We start from the raw sequence: 25,321 nt of genomic DNA, 5'->3' as shown, positions 1-25,321 counted from the left end.
AAAGCGACGCGATTCCGAAAAGTGGCGCGATTCTAGGGAGACCTCGGGTCGCTGTCAATGCCCAAGTGCGGGCCCTTGCGATTGCCCCCCTTGACACCGTGGGCTATACTCCCGCGCACACACGGTCGAGCGTTCCCACTCTCAGCGTCCGCGCGGAGGTCGCCATGACCCGTCCTCGCTCGCTCAGATCGCTCCCGTTCGGCGCGGTGCTCGTTCTGCTGCTCGTCGCGCCGGGGTGGGCGCAGACTCCGAAGTACGGCGGCGTCCTGGTGACCCACCCGCTGTCGGCGGCTCCCAGCTTGTCGCCCCACGAGGAATCCACCGTCGCCGTCACCCAGCAGGCGGGCCCCTGCTTCAACAACCTCGTCTACTACGACCCGGCGAAGAAGGTGGAGAGCGTCGACACCATCATCCCCGAGCTCGCCGAGCGATGGTCCTGGCAGGACGGTTACCGGAACCTCATCTTCTTCCTGAGACGGGATGTGAAATTTCACGACGGGAAGCCCTTCACCTCGGCGGACGTGAAGTACACCTTCGACGCGGTCCGCGGCGCGCCCGACGCCAAAGTCAAGCTGAAGGTGAACCCGCGCAAGCTCTGGTACGAGAACATCGAGCACATCGAGGCGCCCGATCCGTACACCGTGGTGTTCCGCCTCAAGAAGCCTCAACCGTCGCTCTTGCCCATGCTCGCGTCCGGCTACTCGCCGGTCTACCCGGCCCACGTGCCCCTCGCCGAGTTCAAGAACAAGTGCATCGGCACCGGGCCCTTCAAGCTCAAGGAGAACAAGCCGGGCGAGCTGGTCGAGTACGTGAAGAACCCGGACTACTTCGTGAAGGGCCGGCCGTATCTCGACGGCATCAAGTTCATCGTGATCCGCGACCGCTCCACCCAGATCGCCGCCGTCCAGTCCGGGCAGCTCGACGTGGCGGGCACCGGCTGGAACCGCACCAACGCCGAGGACGCCAAGAAGGGCGCGCCCAAGCTCACGGTGGTGGAGACCGACAGCAACGTCAACGACAACATCCTCATCAACTACAAGAAGCCGCCCTTCAACGATCGGCGCATCCGCCGGGCCATCGACCTTGCCCTGGACCGGAAGGCGTACCTGGTGGGGCCGCGCCAGGGCGCGGCGACGTTCGGGGGCGCGCTGCTGCCGCGGCCGGCCGGCGTATGGGGCCTTCCCGCTGCCGAGATCGCGAAGCTCCCCGGCATGGGTGATGCCGCGAAGCAGAAGGCGGAGGCCAAGAAGCTCCTCGCCGAAGCCGGGTACGGTCCGTCCAATCCCCTCAAGTTCACCCTGGCCACCCGCGCCCTCGCCATCTACGTGGATACCGCGAGCTGGATGGTGGACCAGCTCGCGCAGGTCGGCATCGAGGCCACCCTCGAGCAGATCGAGACCGGCGTGTGGCATCCCAAGATGACGCGGCTCGAGTACTCCGTGGCCCTGAACCTCACCGGGATCGGTATCGACGATCCCGACGCCCAGCTCTTCGAGAACTACCGCTGCGGCTCGCAGCGCAACTTCTCCGGATACTGCTCGGAGGAGATCGACCGGCTCATGGTGGAGCAGTCCCAGACCACGGACCCGAAGAAGCGCCTGGTTCTCGTGAACGAGATCGACCGTCGGCTCCAGGCCGACGGCGCCCGGCCCATCCTGGGCTGGGGCAAACAGCACTGGGTGCTGTGGCCGCACGTCAAGGGCTGGGTGACCCACGAGAACTCGATCTACAACGTGAGCCGTCGCCAGGACGTCTGGCTCGACAAGTAGGGCGGGGCGGAACAGCTCATGCGGGTCTACGTGCTGAAGCGGATCGTCATCGCCGGCGTCACGCTGCTGGGGATGTCGATCCTCATCTTCGTCCTCATGCGCCTGGCCCCCGGCAACATCACCGACATCATCTACGAGTCCGCCGGGTACGTGGACGAGGCGGACCGGAAGAAGCTCGAGGCGGAGCTCGGCATCGACAAGCCGGTGGCCATCCAGTACACGCGCTGGCTCGGCGAGTTCGTGCGCGGCGATCTCGGCAAGTCGTACCGCTACGATCTCCCCGCGTGGGAGGTCATCAAGCCGCGCCTGCCGGTGTCGCTGGAGCTGGCGTTCATCGCTCTCGTGTTCTCGATCGTCCTCGGTGTGCCCGCGGGCGTGGTCAGTGCGGTGAGCCGCGGGCGGCCCATCGACTACGTCCTCCGAGTGCTCTCCCTCGCCGGGCTCTCCATGCCCTCCTTCTGGCTGGGCATGATCGTAATCCTCCTGCTCGTGCGTTCCCTCGGCTGGATCCCGTCCATGACGTACGTTTCGCCCTTCGAGAACCTCGGCGCCAACCTTTTCCAGTTCCTCCTGCCCGGCCTCGCGGTGGGGTACCGCAGCTCGGCCCTCATCATGCGGATCACGCGCTCGACCATGCTGGAAGTGCTGCGCGAGGACTACATCCGCACCGCGTGGGCCAAGGGACAGCGGCAGACGTTCGTGGTGTGGCGCCACGCGCTCAAGAACGCCTCGCTGCCCGTCATCACCCTGATCGGCATCGAGTTCGCGTTCCTCATCGGCGGCCTCATCGTCACCGAGACGGTGTTCAACCTGCCCGGGGTCGCGCGGTATCTCGTCGACGCCATCCAGTTCCGGGACTACCCGATCGTGCAGAACCTCGTCATGCTGATCGCGGTGGTGGTGGTGTTCGCCAACCTCACCGTGGATCTCCTCTACACCTGGCTCGATCCCCGCATCAAGTACGGGAACGCGTGATGGCGATCCGCACCCTCGACGTCCCCCTGCACGACACGCTCCCCGAGGCGCGGGGATGGGGGCGCGCCCTCGGGCTCTTCATCCGGAAGAACCCGCTGGGGGCGGCGGGCGCCGTGCTCGCAATTCTCCTCATCCTCGCCGCGATCTTCGCGGACGCGCTCGCCACCCACAACCCCATCCGGACGTCCTCGCGGGTGCTGGTGGCGCCGGGTAGCGAGTTCTGGCTCGGCACCGATAATCTCGGCCGCGACCTCTGGAGCCGGCTGATCTACGGCTCGCGCATCTCGCTCCTCGTGGGCATCGCCTCCACGCTGCTGGGCGCGGTGACGGGCGGCCTGGTGGGGCTCGTCTCCGGCTACGTGGGCGGGAAGACTGACCTCGTCGCGCAGCGGCTCATGGACATCATGCAGGCGCTGCCCATCCTGGTGCTCGCCCTCGTGATGGCGGCGGCGCTGGGGCCCTCCCTTACCAACACGATCATCGCGATCTCGGTGGTGATCGCCCCGCGCGCGGCCCGGGTGGTGCGGGCGAGCGTGCTCGCGATCCGTGAGTTCGTCTACATCGAGTCCGCCCGCGCGCTCGGCGCGCGGCACGCGCGCATCGCCCTGCGCCACGTGCTGCCCAACACGTTCGGGCCGTTCGTGGTGCTGGTCACCGCCCAGCTCGGGGGCGCCATCCTCGCCGAGGCGGCGCTGTCCTTCCTCGGCCTCGGTATCCCCGAGCCGTATCCCTCCTGGGGGCGCATGCTGTCGATCGCGGCGGCGGAGTACGCGCGCAAGGCGCCGTGGCTCGTGATCTACCCCGGGCTCGCCATCAGCCTCGCCGTTTTCGGCACCAACCTCCTCGGCGACGCCCTCCGCGACACGCTCGACCCGCGCCTGCGCGGCAACTGAAGAGTCTCGAAGCTTCGGGAGAACCGATCGCGGGGCGACGCCGCCGGCGCGTGTTACTGTTGCGTATGCTACGCGGGCGAGCCACCCCGTCCGCCATTCCCGACGAACAGGAGAGCTCCGCATGACTGAGCGCGCCCACACCGCCGTCACCCGACGCCGCTTCTTGAAGACAGGAGCGCTGGCCGTCGTGGCCACGCCCCTCGTCGCCCGCGCGACGCGCGCCGACGCCGCCACCAAGGTGCTCGACTTTTCGACCAACGCCGACATCGCCAAGGCCGAAGCGGAGGGTGAGGTCGTCTACTACGGCCACGACAGCGAGCCGGGGATCGCCGTCCTCCTCGACGCGTTCAAGAAGGACTTCCCCAAGATCAAGACCAGCTACGTACGGCTCCAGACCGGCGCGCTCTACGCGAAGGTCACCGCCGAACGGTCGGCCGGGCGCTTCGGCGTCGACGTGCTCCAGCTCTCCGACATCTCGCCGGCAATCGACTTCCAGAAGAAAGGCGGCTGGGAGCAGTACCAGTCGCCGGAGTACGCGGCGTACAAGCCGGAGTACCTGTCGACTCCGCCCGGCTACTTCGGCGTGCCCGGCGTGGGCTTCGCCGGCATCGCCTACAACAAGACCAAGCTCAAGCCCGAGGGGGCGCCGAAGACGTGGAAGGACATCAACAACCCCGCGTACCGGGACGGCGTCAGCGTCAAGCTCGCCACCTCGGGCATGCAGCACTCGCAGTGGTACATCCTGCGCAAGATGTACGGCAACGACTTCTGGCAGGAGTTCGCCAAGCAGCGCCCCAAGGGCTTCGACGCACGCGCGCAGCTCTTCGATCGGCTGGCCAAGGGCGACGACCGGATGTGCGCGCTGGCCGAGTACGCGGGCTACACGCTCTACCAGGAGAAAGGCGCAGAGATCGAGTTCGTTGCGCCGCCCGAGGGGATGCCGGCCATTGCGATCTACATCGGCGTCGTCAACAAGGCGCCCCATCCCGAAGCGGCCAAGCTCTTCGTCGACTGGGCTCTGTCCAAGCGCGGCCAGGCGATCTATCAGAATCAGAAGATTCTGCTCTACGGCTCGGTCCGCAACGACGCCGGACCGATGCCCACCGGCAAGCGGCTGGCGGACTTCAAGCTGCTCTTCCCGACCGACTGGAGCGACTACGTGGCGAGCCACCCTCTGTTCGTGAAGGAGTGGAACTCGATCATGGGGTTGTGAGGACCACGCCCTCGGAAGGAATTGCGCGGGCCCGGTCCTGGTGGCCGGGCCCGCGGTTCGTCAGCCTGCTGGTCGGGGGCGGCGCGGCGATCCTCGTCCTCTACCCGATCGCGTACCTCATCCAGGCCTCGCTGAGCGTCGGCGACCCTCAGGCCCGGCCGCCCGAGGCGTACGGCCTCGACAACTTCACCGGGCTCGGCCGCTACGCTCACATCCTCGGCAACACCCTGCAGGTCGCCGCGGTGGCCACCGTGCTCGCCGTGGTGGTCGGATTCGTGATGGGTTGGATTCTCTCGCGCACGAACGTCCCGGGTCGCGCCGCCCTGGAGCAGCTCATGGCGATGCCGTACTACGTGACCCCGCTGATGGGCGCCCTGGCGTGGGCAATCATCGCCTCGCCCAACAGCGGCTTCGTCAATCAGCTCTGGCGCGGGCTGGGCGGCGAGGGTCACCTGATCGACATCAACACGTGGTGGGGCATCGCCTGGGTGATGGCTCTGTTCGAGGGCTCAGTGGCCTTCGTCATGATTGGCGCCGTGATGAAGTCGATGGACCCTTCGATGGAGGAAGCTTCTCAGGTCCTCGGCGCCGGCCGCACGCGCACGATGCTGCGCATCACGCTGCCGCTCGTCCTGCCCGGCGTGCTCGGGGCCGCGGTGTACGTCTTCGCCGAGATGCTGGGGTCGTTCTCGGCCGCGCTGGTGCTGGGGCTCCCTGCCCGCTTCTACGTCGTGACCACCGCCATGTATCAGATGGTGTCGCAGTACCCGCCGCGTTTCCCCACCGCCGCGGCCATGGGTGTGTCGCTGTTCGTCGTGATGTTCGGGATGGTGTGGATCTACCGTCGCATCATCAGCGCGGGCAGCTACGTGACGATCACCGGCAAGGCGTTCCGGCCGCGCGTCATGGACGTGGGCTCGCTGCGCTGGCCGTTCCTCGCCATCTGCGTCGCCTATCTGGCGGTGGCGGTGATCCTGCCCGTGCTCACTATCCTGTACGCCTCGTTCCAGCACCTGACCGCGGCGGCGCCCGGGCTCCGCAACCTCACGCTGACCAACTACGCCACCGCGCTCTCGCTGGACGCGGTGCGCTCGGCGCTGTGGAACAGCCTGCTGCTGGGCTTCGCGACCGCGAGCATCGGCATTCCCCTGATGGGCTTTCTCTCGTGGCTGATCTACCGCTCACGGCTGCCCGGCGCTGGGGTCATCGAATACCTGCTCATGTTTCCCCAGGCGGTGCCGCGTCTCGTCTTCGCCTTCGGGATGATGTGGGCGTGGCTGGTGTTCCCGCTTCCCATCTACGGCACGCTGTGGCTCCTCCTGATTGCCTACCTGACCGTGTTCCTGCCCCTGGGGCTGCGAACGATCTCGGGCGTCATCCTCCAGATCGACCGCTCGCTGGAGGAATGCGCCCAGATGTGCGGCGCGACCTGGGGCTATCGCCTGCGCACGGTCACCATACCGCTGCTCAAGCCCGGGCTGGTGGCGGCATGGCTCCTGCTGTTCATCGCCAGTGTCCGTGAGCTGGGGGCGTCGATCTTGCTCATGGGGCCCAAGTCCAAGGTCATCACGCCCGCGATCGTCGAGTCGTGGTTCTCGACGAGCACGGAGCTCGCGGCGGCCATGGCGCTTCTGCAGACGCTCGCGGTGGCCTTCGCCCTGGCGATCATGTTCGCGGTGGCCCGCCGCGCCGTCCAGGCCGGAGGCGAGTGAGCGTGAGCCAGGCCTCCATCGAAGTGCGCGACCTGGTTGTGCGTTACGGCGCCGTCCACGCGGTCCGGGGCGTGACCTTCACCGTGGGCGCCGGCGAGCACCTCACCCTGCTCGGCCCCTCGGGATGCGGCAAGACGACCACGCTGCGGGCCATCGCGGGGCTCGAGCGGCCGACGTCGGGCGAGATTCGCATCGGCGGGACCGCCGTCTTCGCGAAGAATGTGAACATTCCGGCGGAGCGCCGCGGGTTGTCGATGGTCTTCCAATCCTATGCCATCTGGCCCCACATGAGTGTGTTCGACAACGTGGCGTATGGCCTGCGCGTGCGGAAGCGGCCCGAGGCGGAAGTGACCGCCCGGGTGCGGGAGGCGCTGGACCTCGTCCAGCTCGGCGATCTCGGCGCGCGCAGCGCCTCGAAGCTCTCCGGCGGGCAGCAGCAGCGCGTGGCGCTGGCGCGGGCCTTCGTGTTCTCGCCGTCGGTGCTGCTGTTCGACGAGCCGCTGTCCAACCTCGACGCCAAGCTGCGCGCCGAGATGCGCGTGGAGTTGAAGGAGCTGCAGCGCCGGCTGGACATCACGTCGGTCTACGTGACCCACGATCTCGAAGAAGCGCTGGCCATCTCCGATCGCATCATCGTGATGCGCGACGGCGTGATCGAGCAGGTCGGCACGCCTGGCGAGATCTACGACCGACCGCGCAACACGTTCGTGGCCGACTTCGTGGGCTCGGCCAATCTGATCCGCGGCCGCCGCCGGCCTGACCTCGAGCGCGATGGGCTCGTGGTGCTGGAAACCGCCGGCGGAGCGCTCGTGCACGGCATCTCGGCCGGCCGACCGGCTGAGGCCGAGGGGCTCATGGCCGTTCGCACGGTGCGTTGTCGTCTCGATCTCGCGCGTCCGGCGGCGTCCGTCAACGCGTGGTCGGCGCGGATCCGGCAACGCGTGTTTCAGGGCGACTTCACGCAGTACCACGTGGACTGGGAGGGCCGGACGCTCATCGTGCGCTTGGCCGCCGCGGAGCCCCTGGCCGAAGGCGACGAAGTGTACGTGAGCGTCGACCCGCGATACTGCGTGCTGCTGGAGGAGTGACGGGCCCGCGCGGCGGGCGCGGCTTGACCGCGCCGACCCCCCTTGACGACGCGCCCCTTTGGGTGAATCCTCACTTCGGTGGACGCCGTTACTGGAACGGACGTCAGTCTCCGGATCTGATCCCAGGCTGGATCCCCATAGGCGGAGGTGCTCTCATGACGTTGCGCATCAACAGCGAAGCCCCCAATTTCACTGCCGACACCACCCAGGGCAAGATCGACTTCCACGAGTGGATCGGCAATGGCTGGGCCATTCTCTTCTCGCATCCCAAGGACTTCACGCCGGTCTGCACCACCGAGCTCGGCTACATGGCGGGGCTCAAGCCCGAGTTTGACAAGCGCGGCACCAAGATCATCGGGGTCAGCGTGGATCCCGTGACCGATCACGAGAAGTGGTCCAAGGACATCCAGGAAGTCCAGGGTCACGCCGTCACCTATCCGCTGATCGGCGACCCGGAGCTGAAGGTTGCCAAGGCCTACGACATGCTGCCGGAGAATGCCGGCAACACCGCCCAGGGGCGCACGCCGGCCGACAACGCCACCGTGCGCTCGGTGTTCGTGATCGGCCCCGACAAGAAGGTCAAGGCCATGCTCACGTATCCCATGAGCACGGGGCGGAACTTCGATGAGGTGCTGCGCCTTCTCGACTCCTGCCAGCTCACCGCCAAGCACAAGGTGGCCACGCCGGTGAACTGGAAGCAGGGTGGGGATGTCATCATCGTCCCCGCGGTGTCGGACGAGGAGGCCAAGAAGACGTACCCCAGTGGGTGGAAGTCCCCCAAGCCGTACATCCGCATCGTGCCCCAGCCGAAGTAGGGCCGGGGACGCGAAATCTCACCGGCGGCGGGTTGCCCACGCCGCCGGTGAGGTGGTTAGCTTCCGACCGGCGCATCGACCGGGAACGTCAGGGTGAACAGCGTGCCCTTGCCCGGCTCGGAGCTCACTTCGATGGTGCCCCGATGGTCCGCCATGATCCCGTGACTGATCGCCAGACCGAGACCGGTACCGTCCGCTCTCGTCGTGAAGAATGGGTCGAAGATCCTCGGCTGGACCTCCGGGGGGATCCCGGAACCGGTATCTCGTACGGCCACGCGGATGGACCGCCCCTCTTGGACGAGAGCCGTCTCGATGGTGATCGAGCCGCCGTCCGGCATCGCGTTGCGGGCGTTGGTGAGTAGATTCAGAAGTACCTGTCCGATCGCGTTGGCATCAGCGATGATCGCGGGAAGATCCGCGTTGAGCGCCGTCGATACCGTCACGCGCGATCGACTCATGTCCTTCTGAGCGAGCTGCACGATGTCTTCCACGACCTGATTCAGCGCGACCGGCCCGTGGCTGCCCGTGGACTGACGCGCGAACGAGAGCAAGCCTTGCGTGATCGTCGCGACTCGCCGCGCTTGGCGGAGGATGACCTCGAGGTCCTTGCGCATCTCGGGCGCGAGGGCGTCGTCGGCCGCCTCCAGCATCATGACCTCGACCCGCGAGATGATGATGCCGATCGGGTTGTTGATCTCGTGGGCGACGCCGGCGGAGAGCGTGCCGAGGGCGGCCAGCTTGTCGGACTGTCGGGCGGCGCGCTGGTACGCCTGGCGCTCGCTGATATCGGTCACGAAGGCGATGGCAAGGGTCCCCTCGTCGATCGTCACGTAGCTGAGGCTGACCTCCACCGGAAACTCGACGCCGTTCTTCTTGACGCCGGAGAGGTCGAGACCCCGCCCCATCGCGCGCGCGCGGGGGGCTCGCATGTAGGCCTCCCGGTGAGCGACATGGCTTGCCCGGTGTCGATGGGGGACCAGCAGCTCGATGGGCTGACCGATGAGCTCCTGGCGCACATAGCCGAACATCTCCTCGGTCTTGGCGTTCACCAGGACGATGTGGCCGCCCGCGTCGGCGACCACGATGCTCTCGGAGGCGGCTTCGAAAAATGCGCGAGAGGTGCCCTCGGTTCGCCGGAGTGCCGCCTCCATCTGGGTGCGGGCGGTGATGTCGTGTCCGACAATGGAGGTGCCGACGACAGCCTGATCCATTTCACGGATCGGGGAGACGGTGAGGAGGAGGCGGGCTCGCCGCCCGGCGGGACCGCGATGATCGACCTGGAGCTGCTCTGGCCTGCGCTCGGACTGTACTCGGGCCAACGCCGAGACGACGTCCGCGCCGATCCCGTCGAGAAAGGCGTCGATCGGCCGGCCCGCCATGTCCCGCTCGGCGGGGCCGAACATCCGCTCGGCAGCCGGATTCCAGCTGATGACGCGCCCGTCGAGCCCGATTCCTATGACTGCGTCCTCGGAGGAGCGGACCAGGGAGGCGAGAAGGGACCTCGTCTGCTCGTGCTCGACGACCTGGGTTTGCAGGGCATCCCGTGTCGATCGCATCTCGCGGGCTCGGCGCCGAGTCTCGACGATCAGGGCCCCGAGGACCAGAAGCGTGATCAGGGTCAGCGTCGCCAGCGCGAGAAAGATCTGCCGCGCCTGTTCCGCGTGGCGTCGCGACTGCGCGATGAGGAGCTCGCGATCCTGGCTTTTCATGACAGTCACCGTCGAGCGAATCTCCCGCATGAGGCGGAGTCCCCGCCCCGTCTGGATTCGCTGGATCGCGGCATCCGCGCTGCCCTCTCGCCGGAGCTGTATTGTTTCGCGAAGCTCCTGAAACTTGTCGGCGATCAGGGGCGTCAGAGAGTCGAGGAGCTGCCGGCGCCGGAAGTTATCACTGGTCAATGCGTTCAAGGCCTCGAGGTGCGCCTCGGTGGCTCCGGTCGCAGCGAGGTACGGCGCGAGGTATTGCTCGTTCCCCGTGATGATGAATCCTCGCTGGCCGGTCTCCGCGTCGGTGACTCCGGACAGGACGGCGTCCAGCTCGGTGAGGATCTGGGTGGTGTGTTGAACGCCTTCGTACTCGACCAGCAGTCGCCCGGCGCTGAAGGCGATGACGCCAATCCCCAGGAGGAGCCCGGCGGCAAGGGAGAACGCGAGGCCCATCCGGTTGCGGGAGACCCAAGATGGCATGGCGAGTGGGATTGTCGATCAAGATGGCGTGGCCTTCAAGCCCCGGAGGGCCGCCCGCCGTTCCGGTCCCCGTTGATCTAGAGGCCAATGTCCGCCATTATCGTGCCGCGCCCATGACATCGGCCCGCATCTTGATCGTCGACGACGAGCCGGACATGCTCGAGAACTGCACGCGCATCCTGACCCGACTCGGCTACGAGTGCCAGCGCGCCGAGAATGGTCAGGCCGCGCTTGGCCTCTTCGAGAGCCAGCGGCCCGACCTCGTGCTCACCGATCTGAAGATGCCGGAGATGGACGGCATGGCGCTCATGGCTCGTCTCCACGAGGCCGATCCCGCCCTGCCGGTCGTCATGATCACCGGATTTGCCTCTATCGAGTCCGCGGTGGCGGCGGTCCGGGAGGGCGCGTTCGACTACCTGCCGAAGAGCTTCTCGGTCGACCAGCTGCGGGTCGCGGTCGAACGCGCCCTCCGCCATCGTGGTCTTCAGGTGGAGAACCGGAACCTGCGGCAGCAGCTGCAACAGGCGCTGGGATTCGAGAACGTGGTGGGAAGAAGCCCGGCGATGGCCCAGGTGTTCGAGCTGGTCAAGAAGGCGGCTCGCTCCGAAGCCAACATCCTGGTGCTCGGCGAGTCGGGAACCGGCAAAGAGCTGATCGCGCGGGCCATCCACGCGAACAGCCCGCGGGCCACGGGACCATTCGTGCCGGTGGACTGTGCCTCCCTGCCCGAACAGCTGCTGGAGTCCGAGCTATTCGGCCACGAGAAGGGCGCCTTCACCGGCGCGGTGCGCACCAAGACCGGACTGGTGGAGGCCGCGCATCGGGGCACCCTCTTCCTCGACGAGATCGGCGATTTGCCGGCCCCGCTGCAGGTCAAGCTGCTCCGCGTGCTCCAGGAGCGGCAGATCCGGCGGGTCGGGGGAACCGGGCTGGTGGACGTGGACGTCCGTGTCGTATCGGCGACGAACCGCAACCTGACCGAGGCGATCGCCAAGGGGCAGTTCCGGGAGGAGCTCTATTATCGTATCAACGTCATCGCGATCCGACTCCCGGCGCTCCGTGAGCGGGCGGGTGACATCCGACTCCTCGCGCATGCCTTTCTCAAGCGCTACGGACAAGGCCGAGTCAGCGGGCTCGACGAGGCGGCGGCCGAAGCCCTCGAAGGCTACCGCTGGCCCGGTAACGTACGGGAGCTCCAGAACGTCATCGAGCGCGCCTGCGCGCTGGTCGATGGACCGCGGATCACGGTGAAGGACCTGCCGGACCACGTCCTCCACCCGGCCACGGGTCGAGCCGGCGCCGAAGCGAAGGAAGTCGGCGGTGGCGTGCCCGCAGACGTCGCTCCCGGGACCGATCTGACGCTCAAAGAGGCGAAGGATCAATGGCTGCAGGTGCTCGAGGTCTCATACCTTCGCGATCTGCTCGCCCGCCACGACGGCAACGTGTCCTCCGCGGCGAAGGCCGCGGGCATCGACCGCAAGACCTTTCATCGACTGATCAACAAGTACGACCTCCGCGCCTGAGCTCGCTCTCATCATCGCCACCACCGTGGCGGCGGTGACCCACCGAGGAGCGACCTCCCCGCGCCGTTCCGCCCGCGGTTTCCCGAAGTGGCTGTTTTACCGGAAATTCCACCGTGGCACCGCTGTTGCAGCATGGGCTCTCCAGGGAGGACGCCATGAAAACCAACAGGATCCTGGTTCCGCTGGACGGCTCGGAGCTGGCGGAGGCGGCGCTGGCCGACGCCTTCGACCTCGCCGCCCGCGATGGAGCCGTCGTCATGCTGATGCGCGCCGCCGAGGCCCGCATGCTGCCCGGAAGCGATCCGATCCTGGCTGAGGTCGAGGCCGTCGCCGACGCCGAGAAGTACCTGGCGGGCCTCAAGGCGAAGCTCGACGGGCGCGGGTTCCGCAACGTCGAGACCCACGTCTGGTACGGGTCGCCCGCGGCCTCCATTATCGAAGCGGTCGGCTACTACAAGGCGGACCTGATCGTCATGAGCACGCACGGCCGCAGTGGCATCGGCCGCCTCATCTTCGGCAGCGTGGCCGAGTCCGTCTTGCGCGGCAGTGCGACCCCCATCTTCCTGCGGCGTCCGTCCGAAGCGCGCGTCGAGCTGCCCACGGCCACCATGCCGCCCAAGGAGGTGCTGCGATGAGGCGGATCCGCACCATCGTGCATCCCACCGACTTCTCGCGAGCCTCGACCGCTGCGTTCAAGCGCGCGGTGGAAATGGCGAAGGACAACCGCGCCCAGCTCCTTCTCGTGCACGTCCTCGCTCCTGTCGTAGCCACGATGATGCCCGACGGCTACATACCGCCAAAGCTGTACGAGGATATGGAAGCCGCGGCCCGTGCCACCGCGCAGAAGCACCTGCGGAAGCTCGTAGATCAGGCCAAGCGCTCCGGAGTCCGGGTCAGGACGCTTCTGCTCGACGGCGCCGCTCACGAGCGCATCGTGCAGGCCGCGCGCTCCCGGAAGGCCGATGTGGTCGTGATCGGCACGCACGGGCGGACCGGCTTCGCCCGGTTCTTCCTGGGTAGCGTGGCGAGCAGAGTCCTCGCCATTGCTCCCTGTCCGGTTCTCACGGTGCGAGGGAAGAAGTAGGCGGAGAGGCTCGTGCACGCGGCACTCGCAGCGTACCTAGGCGGCCTCTTCGGCGCTCCCGTGGAGGTGCTAGCACTCCGACCGCTCGGAGGAGGGGAGGGCGTCGGTACGGATCCGAAGAGCTTCGGCTACGGAGTGCCCTTCGAGGTCGAATGCGCCGTGGGCGGCGCGCGGCGTCGCCTGGTGGCGGCGCGCACGCGCGTTGCGCAAGGCTTCGGCCACGACTATCCGGCCGATCGCGCCTGGCAGGCCCTCTACGCCCACACCGCCTACAACAGCTTCCCGTCGCACGTGCGAAGCCTGGACGTCGGCTTCATCCGGAAATCGGGTGCGCTCGTCTCCGCCGGCGATGCCACCGAGTTCTTCCAGCTCGTGGAGAAGGCGGAGGGCCGGCTCTACTGGCTGGATCTCGAGCGACTCCTGGCCGAGCCCCTGCACGAGCTCGACCGGGCTCGCGCCCGGGAGCTGGGCTGCTTCCTCGCGCGAGCCCACGCGACCAAGCGCGACGAGCCCACGCTCTACGAGCGCCGGATCCGTGAGCTGGTCGCACACGGCGAGTGCTTGATGGGCATTCTCGATAGCTATCCGCATCCATACCCGCCGCTGCCGCCGCAGGCGTGCGAGGCCCTCGAGCACGGCGCGATCTCCTGGCGGTGGCGGCTGCGTGGGCGCGCTCATCGCCTCTCCTGCGTCCACGGCGACTTCCATCCATGGAACCTCCTGTTCCGCGCGGGCGTCGAGTTCTCCGCTCTCGATCGCAGTCGCGGGGAGTGGGGCGAGCCGGCGGACGACGTGAGCGCGCTCGGCATCAACTATCTCTTCTTCGGGCTCCGGAAGGCCGCTCGGGAGGGCGGGCAGGGGGCCGCCGAGCCGTTCCTGACCTTGTTCAAGCTCTTTCTCGACGCCTATCTGCATGACAGCCGCGACGAGGAGCTTCTCGAGGTCATGCCACCATTTCTCGCCTTTCGCGCGCTGGTCATCGGGCACCCGCGCTGGTATCCGACGCTTCCCCCGGGCGTCCGCGAGGCACTGTTGGGCTTCGCCCGCACCCTGATGGCAGGAGGGCCGGTGGCAGCGGCCGATATACCCGCGCTGCTCGGAGGTCGCGCGTGAGCTGGGCCATCTGGATCACCGGCCCGCCGGCGAGCGGCAAATCGGCCATCGCGCGCGCCGTCACCGCGGAGCTTCAGGCGCGAGGACACCGGGTGAAGTGGCTCGAGCTGGACGAGGTACGCGCGAGCATCACGCCTGCCCCCCGCTACACCGACGCCGAGCGCGACCTCGTCTACCGCGCCCTTGGTTACATGGCGGCCCTCCTGGTCGAGGTGGGCCAGCCCGTGCTCATCGACGCGACCGCGCATCGGCGGGTCTGGCGGGATCTGGTGCGCGCGTCGGTCCCCTGGTTCGCGGAGGTACAGCTGGCGTGCCCGATCGAGATCTGCCGCGAGCGCGAGCGGACGCGAACGACCGGCCACGCGCCGCGAAACATCTACGCCAGGTCGGGACGACCGGGGGCGACCGTGCCGGGGGTGGACGTCCCGTACGAGCTCGCCCTGGCTCCGGAGCTCCTGATCGATACGGCCGCCGACAGTCTGGCCACCTCGGTGGAGCAGGTCATACGGCTGGCCGAGCAGCTCGCCACCCAGGCGAGCGCGGCGGGAGTCCGTGTCGAAGCGAGTGACGAGCCGGGATGGGCGATCTGGATCACCGGCCGCCCGGGAAGCGGAAAGAGCACGCTCGCCCAGAGGGTGGTGGGTGTGCTCCGAGAGGGCGGCGCCCGGGTACGGTTGCTCGACCTCGCTTCGCTGCAGCAGTTCCTGCTCGATGGCCGGGCCGCGAGCAGGGAACAGCAGGATCTGATCCATCGGGCTCTGGCCTACACCGCGAAGCTCCTGACCGAGGCGGGCGTGTCGGTGATCGTCGACGCGACCGCGGGCCGGCGCGCGTGGCGACAGGCCGCCCGCGATCTCATCCCATGCTTCGCCGAAATACAGTTGCTGTGTCCCGCCGAGATCTGCCTCGAGCGGGAGCGGGCGGCGCGTTGGGGGTTGACGTTCGAGACGGGGCGCGTCGTCGGTGCGACGGGACTGCCCGATATCGAGATGGCCTACGAGGAGTCGCTTAGGCCCGATCTCGCGGTCTGGACCGACATCTGCGACGTGCAGTCTGCGGCCGAGCGGGTGCTCACCATCGTCGCGCAGCTGGCCGGGCGGCCACGGCGTGCGGCGGAGGCGGGATGAGCGACCGGGACACGCGGGGCCCTACGCGGGTGCTGGTCGTCGACGACGAAGCCGACTTCCTGGCGACCTACGAGCGGCTCTTCGGGCGCCAGGGCTATGAGGTCATCACCGCCACGTCCCGGGCGGCCGGGCTCGCGGCGGTGCGCACAGCAACGGGGGCTCACCGGCTCGATCTGGTGATCTCGGATCTACGCTTGCCCGACGGCGACGGGCTCGACGTGGTCCGCGCCGCGCGCGGGACGACGGATCCGCCCGCCGTCATCGTGGTCACCGGCTACCCGTCCGAGGAGACCCGGCGGGCCGCCACCGCGGCCGGGGCCAGCGCCTTCTTCGCCAAGCCGTTCGCCGCGGCGGCCCTGCTCGAGGCGGTTCGGGCGAGTCTGACTTCGCTTCCCCGGAACGCGGACCAGAGGCGGTGAGAAGGCCATGATCGAGCCGATCCGGGATCACTGGCTGATCGCGCTGGGGATTGTCATACTCTTTGCCGCCGTGATCGTCTGGTGGCGCTCCCGCTGAGGTGGGACGCATCGCCGTCGCTGACCCGCGCTGAAGAAGCGCTCGTCTCGGACGCCGGCGCCCCAGCCGAGGCGCCCATGCCTCAGCGCCCGCGGCGCTCTGGGCTCAACCCGCTAGATTCACGAATCTCGGGGGTGGCACCCCAGTTGCACCGCTCGATCGTCATGCAAGTCAGGGACGTCATGAGCCGGCAGGTGGTGACGATCGGGACCTCCGAGTCCTGTCTCGACGCCGTGGCGCGGATGCAGCGCGTGCGAGCCCGCCATCTGCCGGTCATCGACCGGGATGAGCGGCTGGTCGGCATCGTGACCGATCGGGACCTCCGTCGTCACCTGTTCTCGCCTCCGGTGTTTGAGTGCGCGGAAACCATCGTGTCATTCCCATGAACTCGACGAAGGAGCCGACATGACACTGGAGATTCAGACGACCCGGATCAGCGGCGTCGACAAGGAGCCGGCGCTTCGCGCCCGAATCGCCAAGCTGATGTCTGCAGCGCTGGCGAAGCTCGCGGTCCGGCCACTCCGGAGCGAGGCCGCGTTCGTGGACGACAACGGACCGAAGGGGGGCCGCGCGATGCGCTGCGCCCTCACGGTTCGCGTGCCACACCGCCCGAACGTCCGCGTGGAGCGCAGCGCCGAGACGTGCCGGCTGGCTTTCGACGCGGCGTTCGCCACCCTGGAGCGCCAGCTCGAGCGGTATCGGGAACGAGACCGGGAAGGCAAGCGGCATCCGAAGAAATACTTCGCGTCGGCGCGCGCGGTGGCCACCGAGCAGTCGCGACCGGCCCGGCGCGCTCGACGCGCCTAGCGAGGCCCCATGGACCTGAAGACGCGCATGGCAGAGCTGGCTCGGATCCAGTCCGTGTCGACCCCCGTACTGTCGGTTTACCTGAACACCCACTGGGCCGACGAGCACCAGCGCGACCGGGTGCGGATCTTTCTCAAGAATGAGCTCACACGGGCCAGAGAAGCTCGACCCGGCCGTCCCGCCGAGGCGGACCTGCGCTGGATCGAAGCTGAGGGCGACGCGCTCTTGAGCCAGACATCCAGCCCCGAGGCACGGGGCGTGGCCCTCTTTGCATGCGAGGCGGTGGGCCTGCGGGAGATCCTGCCGAGTCGGGCTCCGTTCGAGAACATGTTCGGCGTGGCCGAGACGCCCATGCTGCGGCCGCTGGCCGAGCTCGCGGAGCTGGCGCCGGCGGCCGTCGTCGTGTTCGTCGACGCGGAATCGGCGCGGCTCATGCTCGTCCTGCCTGCCGGCGCGGGCGAGGAGGTCGCGCTGCACGGCGATGTGCCCGGTCACCACAGCCGTGGCGGCTGGGCGCAGCTGGCCCAGTCGCGGTATCAGCGTCACATCCAGGACCACCGGGCCCGACATTTCGAGGCCGTCGTGGAGGCTGTGATCGGGCTCGTGGACGCCCAAGAGGTTCGCCGCATCGTGTTGGCGGGCGACCCGCGCAATGTCGCCGTGTTCCGCAAGGAGCTTCCGCCAAGGATTGCGGACCTCATTGTCGGGGCGGTGGCAGGGGCTCGCTACGAGCCGACTGCCCTGATCGTCGGACGGGCCGCCGAATATCTCTCCCACACGGAGGCGGCGCGGGTGGCGGCAGCGGTCGACGCGGTGCTGACCGCCGCGGCCAAGCACGGAAAGGCGACGGCAGGTCTCGACGCCACCCTCGAGGCCGTCAACCGCGGGGCGGTTCATCGCCTCTATCTGCTCAAGGGATGGAGCGCGCCCGGCCGTCGGTGCATGGGATGTGGCGGCCTCCAGGGCGGGTTCACGTGGGTGTGCCCGACCTGCGGGAAAGAGGCCACGACGGTGGACCTGGCGGAGGCGATGATCGCGCGCGTGATCGCCTCCGGCGGCTCGGCGGAGACGATCGAGACCCATCAGCCCCTGGTCGCGGCTGGAGGCATCGCCGCCGAGCTGCGCTTTCCGCTGTGACGGTCCCGCACGATCGGATCCCCGCCGGAGAGACGGAGGATCCACGCCTGTCGCTCGCCATTGCGCTCGCCCACGAAGCCGGATCTCTCGCGATGGCCGGCCGAGCGGCAGCTCGACCCGGCGCGATGCCGCCGGGGGAAAGGGCCGAGATGTCGATGACGATCATGATCGAGGCCATCGGGGGGACGGCGGTCGCCGAACGGCGGATCGAGGTGGTGGAGCGCAAGGGGCTGGGTCATCCGGACACCATCTGCGACTCGGTCGCGGAGGCGGCCTCCGTCGCGCTGACCCGCCTGTATCTCGAGCACGCCGGGACCATCGCCCACTACAACGTCGACAAGGCGCTGCTCGTCGCGGGCCGGTGCGTCAAGCACTTCGGCGGCGGCGAAGTGACGCGCCCCATCGAGCTCATAATCGGCGACCGCGCGACAGACGTCCTGAACGCGCGCCCGCTGCCGGTCGAGGAGACGGTCCGCCACGCGGTCGATGCCTGGGTCGGCATGCACCTGCCGGGCATTCGGGCCGGGAAGGACCTCGTGACGCGGGTCGCGCTCGCGCCCGGCTCCGAGGAGCTCCAGCGCGTCTACACGGAGGGCGAGCGGGAGATCGCCTCGAACGACACGTCCGGCGCCTCGGGCTACGCCCCGTTGACCCCTACCGAGGAGCTCGTCCTTGCGGTCGAGCATTACCTCAACTCGACGCAGTTCAAGTCCGCGTTCCGGGACACCGGCGAGGACGTCAAGGTGATGGGCGTTCGCGAGGACGACCGCCTGGCTCTGACGGTGGCCATGCCGCTGGCCTGTGTGCTCACTCGGTCGGAGGCGGCCTACTTCGCGCGGAAGGACGAGATCCTGCACGCCTTGGAGACCCGGTTCTCCGGGGCCCCCTTCGCGATCGACTGGCGGCTCAACTGCCTCGACCGGCGCGGGCAGGGCACCGAGGGCGTGTATCTGACCTTGACCGGGACCTCGGCAGAGGATGCCGACTCTGGCCAGGTGGGGCGAGGCAACCGCGCCAACGGGCTCATCGCCTTCTCGCGGCCGACGGGCGGTGAAGCGACCGCCGGCAAGAATCCCGCGGCCCACGCCGGCAAGGTGTATAGCGTGCTGAGCCACCGGCTGGCGGGCCTCATCCACGCGCGCTGCCCGGCCCTCCGCGACGTCTACGTGCACCTGGCGGTGCGCATCGGGGAGCCCGTCGATCATCCGTGGACGGGGGTTCAGCTGCGCCTGCCGGCCGGCGTCGCGCTCGGGGACGTGGAAGGCGAGATTCGGCATGTTGTGGAGGCCGAGCTGGCCCGCCTGCCTGCGTTCCGGGCCGAGCTGATCCGCGGCGAGCACCCCGTCTGCTGACGACGCCGGCGGGGTGCCGCCGCCCCACGTGAGGCGGCTCCGACCTCACTCTGGACGACGGCGCCTTGTCGACTTCTCTTTGTTTTCGCTGTTCTACGCGAGGGAACGTCCCTTGCACGTAGGAGGCGGCATGAACCCATGGCTGCAGGGTGTGGAGAAGAGACCCTAGCAGGAGGAGGAACACCGAACATGGCCGCCAAGCAAGTCTTCTTCCGTTCCGAGGCCCGCGAGCGCATCCTGCGCGGCGTTACCGCCCTTACCGATGCGGTCCGGGTCACCCTCGGCCCCAAGTCCAAGTGCGTCCTGCTGGAAAAGCGCTTCGGAGCGCCGGTGGTCTGCAATGACGGCGTCACGATCGCCAAGGAGATGGAGCTCAAGGACAATGTGGAGAATCTGGGCGTGCAGATGATCCGGCAGGCCGCGGAGCGCACCGGGGACGCGGTGGGCGACGGCACGAGCACCTCGACGATCCTGGCCCAGGCCATCTTCGCCGACGGCGTGCGCAACGTGGTGGCGGGGGCCAGCGCGGTGGATCTCAAGCGGGGACTCGATCGCGGCACTCGCGCGGCCATCGAAGCACTCAAGATGCTGTCCCGCCCGGTCAAGAGCCGGCTCGAGAAGGCGCAGATCGCCACCATCTCCGCCCACAACGATCCGGGCATTGGCGAGCTGGTCGCCGACGCCATGGAGAAGGTCGGCAACGAGGGCGTGATCACGGTGGAGGAATCCAAGACCACCGAAACCCAGCTGGAAGTCGTCGAGGGCCTTCAGTTCGATCGCGGCTACCTCTCGCCGTACTTCGTCACCGACGCCGAGAAGATGGAGGCGGTTCTGGAGGATGTCCTGCTGCTGCTCACCGACCGGAAGATCGGGGTCATGAAGGACCTTGTGCCGATTCTCGAGCAGGTGGCGCGGGCCGGGCGCTCGATCCTGGTCATCGCCGAGGACGTCGAGGGGGAGGCGCTGGCCACCCTGGTCGTCAACAAGATCCGCGGCACGCTCAAGTGCGTCGGGGTGAAGGCCCCGGGCTTCGGCGATCGGCGCAAGGAGATGCTCGAGGACATGGCGATCCTGACCGGCGGCCGTGTGGTCGCCGAGGAGATCGGCGTCAAGCTCGAGAACCTCACGATCGAACATCTCGGCCGGGCCACGCGCGTGGTCGTGGACAAGGACAACACCACCATCATCGGGGGCGCCGGCGACAAGGCCCGCATCGAGGGACGCAAGCAGCAGATCCGGGCCCAGATCGAGAAGACCACCAGCGACTACGACAAGGAGAAGCTCCAGGAGCGGCTCGCCAAGCTCTCGGGCGGGGTAGCGGTGATCCGAGTGGGGGCGCCGTCGGAATCGGAGATGAAGAGTAAGAAGGAGGCCCTCGACGACGCGATCAGCGCGACCAAGGCCGCGGTGGCGGAGGGCATCGTGCCGGGCGGCGGGCTCGCGCTGCTGCGGGCGATCGAGGCCGTCGAGCGCGAGGAAGGCAAGGCCGAGGGCGACGAGCGCACGGGTCTCCAGATCCTCCGGCGCGCGCTCGAGGCGCCCACGCGCCAGATCGCCGAGAACTCGAGCGTCGACGGCGGCGTCGTGGTCAACCAGATGCGCGCGGGCAAGGGAAGCATGGGCTTCGACGCCGCCCGCAAGGAGTACGTCGATCTGGTCGAGGCTGGCATCATCGACCCCACCAAGGTGGTCCGGATCGCGCTCGAGAACGCGGTCTCGGTGGCGAGCCTGCTCCTGCTGACCGAGGCCACCCTGACCGAGGTGCCGGAGAAAAAGGAAGCGTCCGCGGCCCCGCACGGGATGGAGGACATGTAAGCCGTGCTCGTCAAGGACATCATGCGGGGTGACGTGGTCACGGTCACTCCCGAGACGCGGCTGACGCAGGTGCTCCGCCTGCTCCAGCCGCGCGGCTTCCGGCACGTGCCGGTGGTCGACGACGGAGCGCTGGTCGGCATCATCTCCGACCGCGACGTCAAGCAAGCGATGGTGTCGCTGGCCGCGTCCGGCACGGCCGGCGCCGCGCTCGAGCAGGCCCGCGAGCGATTGACCGCCGCCGAGATCATGCAGCGCACCGTGACCACGGTCGCGCCGATATTCACGGTCGAGGACGCGGCCCGTCTGATGACGACGCAGAAGATCAGCGCGCTGCCCGTCACCGAGGGCGGACGCCTCGTGGGCATCGTGACCGAGACCGACGTGCTCGATCTGTTCGTGCGGGCGATGGGCGTCCTCGAGCCGTCGAGCCGCCTGGACATCATCCTGCGCGATCCGCAGGCTGGGCTGGGTGACCTGACGCACGCCGTCGAGGGGACCGGCGCCCGGATCTCGAGCCTCGTGACGCTGCGCGGTCCGGACGGCCAGCGCGAGGTCGTGCTGCGCCTGGCCACCATCAACCCGGGGCCGGCCGTGAAGGCGCTCGAGGAGCGGGGCTACGTCGTCCGGGAGGCGGGGCGAGGCGCGTCCGCGCGGTCGTGAGCGCGACCAATCAGCTCATCGGCGACCGGCTCCGCGAGGCCGCCGAGCTGCTCGAACGGCAGCGGGCCAATCCGTTCCGGGTCCGCGCCTACCGCGAGGCCGCCCAGGCGGTGGCCGGTCACCCGGAGGATCTGCGCGAGATCTACGAGCGCGACGGCATCGAGGGCCTCGACGCTCTGCCCGGCATCGGCCCGCGCATCGCGGCCTCCGTCGCGGAGATGTTGCGGACCGGGCGCTGGAGCCAGCTCGAGCGCCTCCGGGGCACCCTCGACCCCGAGAGGCTCTTCCGAGCGATCCCCGGCGTGGGCCCGACGCTGGCGCGGCGCCTCCACGACACGCTGCACGTCGACACCTTAGAAGGGGTCGAGGTGGCCGCGCACGACGGCCGCCTGGCGGCGGTTCCTGGCATCGGCCCTCGCCGCGCCGCCGCGCTGCGGGCCGCGCTGGCGAGCATGCTGGGGCGATCGGGCCTGCGGGTCCGGGACGCCACCACGCCCGAGCCTCCGGTGGCGGTTCTGCTCGATGTGGACCGCGAGTACCGGGAGGCTGCCACCGCCGGCCGACTATCCCGGATCGCGCCGCGCCGCTTCAACCCCTCGGGCGAGGCGTGGCTGCCGATTCTCCACACCGAGCGAGGGCCCTGGCAGCTCACGGCGCTGTTCTCCAACACCGCCCGAGCCCACGAGCTCGGCAAGACGCACGACTGGGTCGTCGTGTACTTCCATACCGACGCCCGCGGCGAAGGCCAGCGCACCGTGGTGACCGAGACGCGCGGCGTGCTCACCGGGCGCCGTGTCGTGCGCGGCCGCGAGGAGGAGAGCCGGACCCACTACGATGCGCTCCCGTGGAGCGCGGACCCGACCATGCAGCCGGTGGCTTCGCCGGCCGCGTCGCCGACGGCGTAGCGCTTCGGGGTGCTGGAGTCCCTCTGCCGATCGGGCGATGATGGAGCACGCGGATGAGGAAGGTGGAGGCGGTGATCAGGCCCTGGCGGCTCGACGAGGTGAAGGAGGCGGTGAGCGCCCTCGGCGTTGGCGGGATGACGGTCAGCGACGTGCGTGGACTGGGTCACGAGCCTGAGCGGACCGCGTACCAAGATGGCGCCAGCTACACGATCGATCTCATCCCGAACGCGAAACTCGAGATCGTGATGTCCGACCAGCTCGTCGACTCGATGGTCTCCACGATCTGCGAGGTCGCCCGGACCGGGTCCCCGGGCGACCGCAAGGTGTTCGTGCTCTCGCTCGTGGGGCCGACTCGGATCCGTACCGGCGAGGCGGGGGAGGCCGCTCAGTGATCGCCTACTTCTCGATGGAGGTGGCCCTGGAGAGCCGGATTCCCACCTACAGTGGCGGGCTTGGCATCCTGGCGGGCGACACGCTAAGGAGTGCCGCTGACCTCGGCCTCGCGATGATCGGAGTGACGTTGCTGCACCGGAAGGGCTACTTCTACCAGCGTCTCGACGCCCAGGGCGAGCAGCACGAGGAGCCGGTCGAGTGGCCGGTCGACGATCTCCTGGAGCCCGTGGCCGGCGCGTGCATCGCGGAGGTGGAGGGCCGGGCGGTCAACCTGCGAGCCTGGCGATACACGGTTGCCGGCGCCGGGGGCTCGTCGGTCCCGGTGCTCCTGCTCGACGCGGACGTGCCCGACAACGACCCCGCTGACCGGCGCCTGACCGATCACCTCTACGGCGGCGACGACCGGTACCGCCTCTGTCAGGAGCTGATCCTGGGCGTCGGGGGCGTCCGGATGTTGCGGACGCTGGGCTACGACCGCGTCGACCGATTCCACCTGAACGAGGGCCACTCGTCTCTCCTCGCGCTGGAGCTGTTCGCCGAGGAGCTCGCGCGCACGCCGGGCGACCGGGCGGCCGCCATCGAGCGCACGAAGCGCCAGTGCGTCTTCACCACGCATACGCCTGTCCCCGCCGGCCACGACCGCTTCTCGATCGAGCTGGCGCGGAGCGTGCTCGGGGCGGCCCGGGTGAACGCGCTCACGGTGCTGGGCTGCTGCGACAACGAGCTCAACATGACGCGGGTTGCGCTCACCCTGAGCCACTACGTGAACGGCGTCAGCAAGCGGCACGGCGAAGTCTCCCACTCGATGTTCACGAACTACCCGATCGGGTCCATCACCAACGGTGTGCACTCCGCGACGTGGACCGCGCCGTCGTTCGCCGCCCTCTACGACCGCTACATGCCGGACTGGCGAAAGGACAGCTTCTCCTTGCGCTACGCCATCGGCATTCCCTTCGAGGCGATTCGCCTCGCCCACCGGGAGGCGAAGCAGCGGCTGGTCGCCGACGTCAACGAGCGAACCAACGCCGGCTTCGACCGCGACCTGTTCACCCTTGGCTTTGCCCGGCGGGCCACCGCCTACAAGCGGCCCGACCTACTCTTCCACGACCGTGACCGGCTGCGTCGGCTCGCCGGGGAGCATGGCAGGCTGCAAATCGTGTTCGCCGGGAAGGCCCACCCGCGTGACGACAGCGGGAAGGCCCTCATCCGCCGCATCGTCCAGTGGGGAAGGGATCTCGTCCCCGAAGTGAGGATCGCCTATCTCGGCAACTATGACCTGGCTTTGGGCGTGCTACTGACCGCCGGCGTCGACGTGTGGCTGAACACGCCGCGTCCCCCGCACGAGGCCTCGGGGACCAGCGGGATGAAGGCGGCCCACAACGGCGTGCCGAGCCTCAGCATCCTGGACGGTTGGTGGGTGGAGGGTTACGTCGAGGGCATCACCGGATGGGCGATCGGGCCCCGGAGGGGGTCGACGGCGGAGCGCAGCGACGCCGACGATGCCGCCGATCTCTACTGGACGCTGGAGAAGCAGGTGATGCCGCTCTACCACGACGCGGGGGACCAGTGGCCGAGGCTGATGCGCTCGACCATCGCCTTCAACGCGTCCTTCTTCAATACCCAGCGCATGCTCCAGCAATACGTCGTGATGGCGTACGGAGACTGACGCCCGTGCGCCGCGGGCCTGGCGCGATGCGCCCCACGTATCTACCACTTCACGTCTCGGATCCCGAGCCAGTAACCGATGTGGTTGACGAGAATGTGCCCAGCCACCGTCGCGACGAGGATCGTCGCCACATCGACCCACGCCAGCGGGGCCCGGCCCCAGACCAGCATCAGCGCGCCGAGCGCGAAGTCGAGCTGATCCCAGGGGATCCACGGCGCCCCCGGCGCGATCCCGCGCCGGCGCTTCGCAAAGCTCTTGAGCGCATCGCCGGCCATGGCGCCCACGCCGAAGCGCAAGCCCAGCCCCGCCCAATCATGGTAGGAGACGAGACCTCCCGACCAGGGAATGCGGGACTGGACGAAGGTGACCGCGACCGCCGCGAGCACGCCGAGGCCGACGCCGATGACCGTCTTGTGCTGGCCGAGCCACCGTCGGCTGAGCGGCCGGTTCCATCCCTTCCAGTACCGGACGAACGGGGGCGCCATGTTGGCCGCGTACGCGGGCGCCATGAAATAGAGAAGCCGCACCACGTGTAAGGCCGCGTTGGCGAGGATGAGCATGCGGGCGTAGTG

General features: G+C 68.5%; 24 protein-coding genes. 22 read left to right on the top strand and 2 right to left on the bottom strand.

Going from position 1 to position 25,321, the window contains the following annotated elements; genetic code table 11:
- The first annotated feature begins 164 nt into the window (after window positions 1-164).
- From VFX14_10625 to VFX14_10595, 7 genes are all read left to right on the top strand, one after another.
- On the top strand, window positions 165-1,769 hold the full coding sequence (locus VFX14_10625; protein ID HEU5190133.1) for an ABC transporter substrate-binding protein: 1,605 nt from the start codon (window positions 165-167) through the stop codon (window positions 1,767-1,769).
- An 18-nt stretch (window positions 1,770-1,787) separates the two neighbouring features.
- Window positions 1,788-2,744 (top strand): ABC transporter permease, encoded by a 957-nt coding sequence (locus VFX14_10620; protein HEU5190132.1) that lies wholly within the window; start codon window positions 1,788-1,790, stop codon window positions 2,742-2,744.
- Window positions 2,744-3,637, top strand: coding sequence for an ABC transporter permease (locus VFX14_10615; protein HEU5190131.1), 894 nt, complete (start codon window positions 2,744-2,746; stop codon window positions 3,635-3,637). The genes VFX14_10620 and VFX14_10615 overlap by 1 nt, the downstream gene beginning before the upstream one ends.
- Before the next feature lie 121 nt (window positions 3,638-3,758).
- Window positions 3,759-4,850, top strand: a complete 1,092-nt coding sequence (locus VFX14_10610) for an extracellular solute-binding protein (protein ID HEU5190130.1) — start codon at window positions 3,759-3,761, stop codon at window positions 4,848-4,850.
- Window positions 4,847-6,562 carry an iron ABC transporter permease gene (locus VFX14_10605; protein ID HEU5190129.1) on the top strand — a complete coding sequence of 572 codons (1,716 nt, stop codon included), beginning with the start codon at window positions 4,847-4,849 and terminating at the stop codon, window positions 6,560-6,562. Before VFX14_10610 ends, VFX14_10605 begins: the two co-directional genes overlap by 4 nt.
- Window positions 6,563-6,564: 2 nt before the next feature.
- Window positions 6,565-7,650: an ABC transporter ATP-binding protein gene (locus VFX14_10600; protein HEU5190128.1), complete on the top strand. Its 1,086-nt coding sequence runs from the start codon at window positions 6,565-6,567 to the stop codon at window positions 7,648-7,650.
- A gap of 155 nt (window positions 7,651-7,805) precedes the next feature.
- Window positions 7,806-8,465: a peroxiredoxin gene (locus tag VFX14_10595; protein HEU5190127.1), complete on the top strand. Its 660-nt coding sequence runs from the start codon at window positions 7,806-7,808 to the stop codon at window positions 8,463-8,465.
- Between the two features lie 56 nt (window positions 8,466-8,521).
- On the opposite strand, the gene VFX14_10590 is transcribed toward VFX14_10595, so the two are convergent.
- Window positions 8,522-10,651, bottom strand: coding sequence for a PAS domain S-box protein (locus VFX14_10590; protein ID HEU5190126.1), 2,130 nt, complete (start codon window positions 10,649-10,651; stop codon window positions 8,522-8,524).
- 113 nt (window positions 10,652-10,764) lie between these two features.
- Between VFX14_10590 and VFX14_10585 the strand changes: the two genes are divergently transcribed.
- The 15 genes from VFX14_10585 to glgP all read left to right on the top strand — a co-directional run bounded on the left by VFX14_10585 (window position 10,765) and on the right by glgP (window position 24,749).
- Window positions 10,765-12,174, top strand: a complete 1,410-nt coding sequence (locus VFX14_10585) for a sigma-54 dependent transcriptional regulator (GenBank protein HEU5190125.1) — start codon at window positions 10,765-10,767, stop codon at window positions 12,172-12,174.
- Window positions 12,175-12,329: 155 nt separating this feature from the next.
- On the top strand, window positions 12,330-12,809 hold the full coding sequence (locus VFX14_10580) for a universal stress protein (GenBank protein ID HEU5190124.1): 480 nt from the start codon (window positions 12,330-12,332) through the stop codon (window positions 12,807-12,809).
- On the top strand, window positions 12,806-13,258 hold the full coding sequence (locus VFX14_10575) for a universal stress protein (protein HEU5190123.1): 453 nt from the start codon (window positions 12,806-12,808) through the stop codon (window positions 13,256-13,258). Before VFX14_10580 ends, VFX14_10575 begins: the two co-directional genes overlap by 4 nt.
- A 135-nt stretch (window positions 13,259-13,393) precedes the next feature.
- Entirely contained in the window at window positions 13,394-14,371 is a 978-nt protein-coding gene (locus VFX14_10570) for a phosphotransferase (protein HEU5190122.1), read from the top strand.
- Entirely contained in the window at window positions 14,368-15,498 is a 1,131-nt protein-coding gene (locus VFX14_10565; protein HEU5190121.1) for an adenylyl-sulfate kinase, read from the top strand. Before VFX14_10570 ends, VFX14_10565 begins: the two co-directional genes overlap by 4 nt.
- Window positions 15,495-15,917, top strand: coding sequence for a response regulator (locus VFX14_10560; GenBank protein HEU5190120.1), 423 nt, complete (start codon window positions 15,495-15,497; stop codon window positions 15,915-15,917). Before VFX14_10565 ends, VFX14_10560 begins: the two co-directional genes overlap by 4 nt.
- A 279-nt stretch (window positions 15,918-16,196) precedes the next feature.
- A complete protein-coding gene (locus VFX14_10555) occupies window positions 16,197-16,400 on the top strand; it encodes a CBS domain-containing protein (GenBank protein HEU5190119.1) in 204 nt (67 codons plus the stop codon).
- Window positions 16,401-16,419: 19 nt separating this feature from the next.
- Window positions 16,420-16,821: an HPF/RaiA family ribosome-associated protein gene (locus VFX14_10550; protein HEU5190118.1), complete on the top strand. Its 402-nt coding sequence runs from the start codon at window positions 16,420-16,422 to the stop codon at window positions 16,819-16,821.
- A 9-nt stretch (window positions 16,822-16,830) separates the two neighbouring features.
- Window positions 16,831-17,958 carry a Vms1/Ankzf1 family peptidyl-tRNA hydrolase gene (locus VFX14_10545; GenBank protein HEU5190117.1) on the top strand — a complete coding sequence of 376 codons (1,128 nt, stop codon included), beginning with the start codon at window positions 16,831-16,833 and terminating at the stop codon, window positions 17,956-17,958.
- A gap of 155 nt (window positions 17,959-18,113) precedes the next feature.
- Entirely contained in the window at window positions 18,114-19,310 is a 1,197-nt protein-coding gene (locus tag VFX14_10540; protein HEU5190116.1) for a methionine adenosyltransferase, read from the top strand.
- A gap of 189 nt (window positions 19,311-19,499) precedes the next feature.
- On the top strand, window positions 19,500-21,125 hold the full coding sequence (gene groL / locus VFX14_10535; protein ID HEU5190115.1) for a chaperonin GroEL: 1,626 nt from the start codon (window positions 19,500-19,502) through the stop codon (window positions 21,123-21,125).
- A 3-nt stretch (window positions 21,126-21,128) separates the two neighbouring features.
- Window positions 21,129-21,785 (top strand): CBS and ACT domain-containing protein, encoded by a 657-nt coding sequence (locus VFX14_10530; protein HEU5190114.1) that lies wholly within the window; start codon window positions 21,129-21,131, stop codon window positions 21,783-21,785.
- A complete protein-coding gene (locus tag VFX14_10525) occupies window positions 21,782-22,690 on the top strand; it encodes a helix-hairpin-helix domain-containing protein (GenBank protein HEU5190113.1) in 909 nt (302 codons plus the stop codon). The genes VFX14_10530 and VFX14_10525 overlap by 4 nt, the downstream gene beginning before the upstream one ends.
- A 53-nt stretch (window positions 22,691-22,743) precedes the next feature.
- Window positions 22,744-23,082, top strand: coding sequence for a P-II family nitrogen regulator (locus tag VFX14_10520; GenBank protein ID HEU5190112.1), 339 nt, complete (start codon window positions 22,744-22,746; stop codon window positions 23,080-23,082).
- On the top strand, window positions 23,079-24,749 hold the full coding sequence (glgP, locus tag VFX14_10515) for an alpha-glucan family phosphorylase (GenBank protein HEU5190111.1): 1,671 nt from the start codon (window positions 23,079-23,081) through the stop codon (window positions 24,747-24,749). The genes VFX14_10520 and glgP overlap by 4 nt, the downstream gene beginning before the upstream one ends.
- Before the next feature lie 41 nt (window positions 24,750-24,790).
- Here the strand turns inward: glgP and VFX14_10510 are convergent, their stop codons facing one another.
- The gene (locus tag VFX14_10510) at window positions 24,791-25,309 is read right to left on the bottom strand and encodes a CDP-archaeol synthase (protein HEU5190110.1); all 519 of its coding nucleotides are present in this window, start codon (window positions 25,307-25,309) and stop codon (window positions 24,791-24,793) included.
- Between the last annotated feature and the right edge of the window lie 12 nt (window positions 25,310-25,321).

The organism is Candidatus Methylomirabilota bacterium (assembly GCA_035764725.1).
In the GTDB taxonomy this organism is placed as follows: domain Bacteria; phylum Methylomirabilota; class Methylomirabilia; order Rokubacteriales; family CSP1-6; genus DASRWT01.
This window is presented reverse-complemented; position numbering and strand designations above follow the sequence as displayed.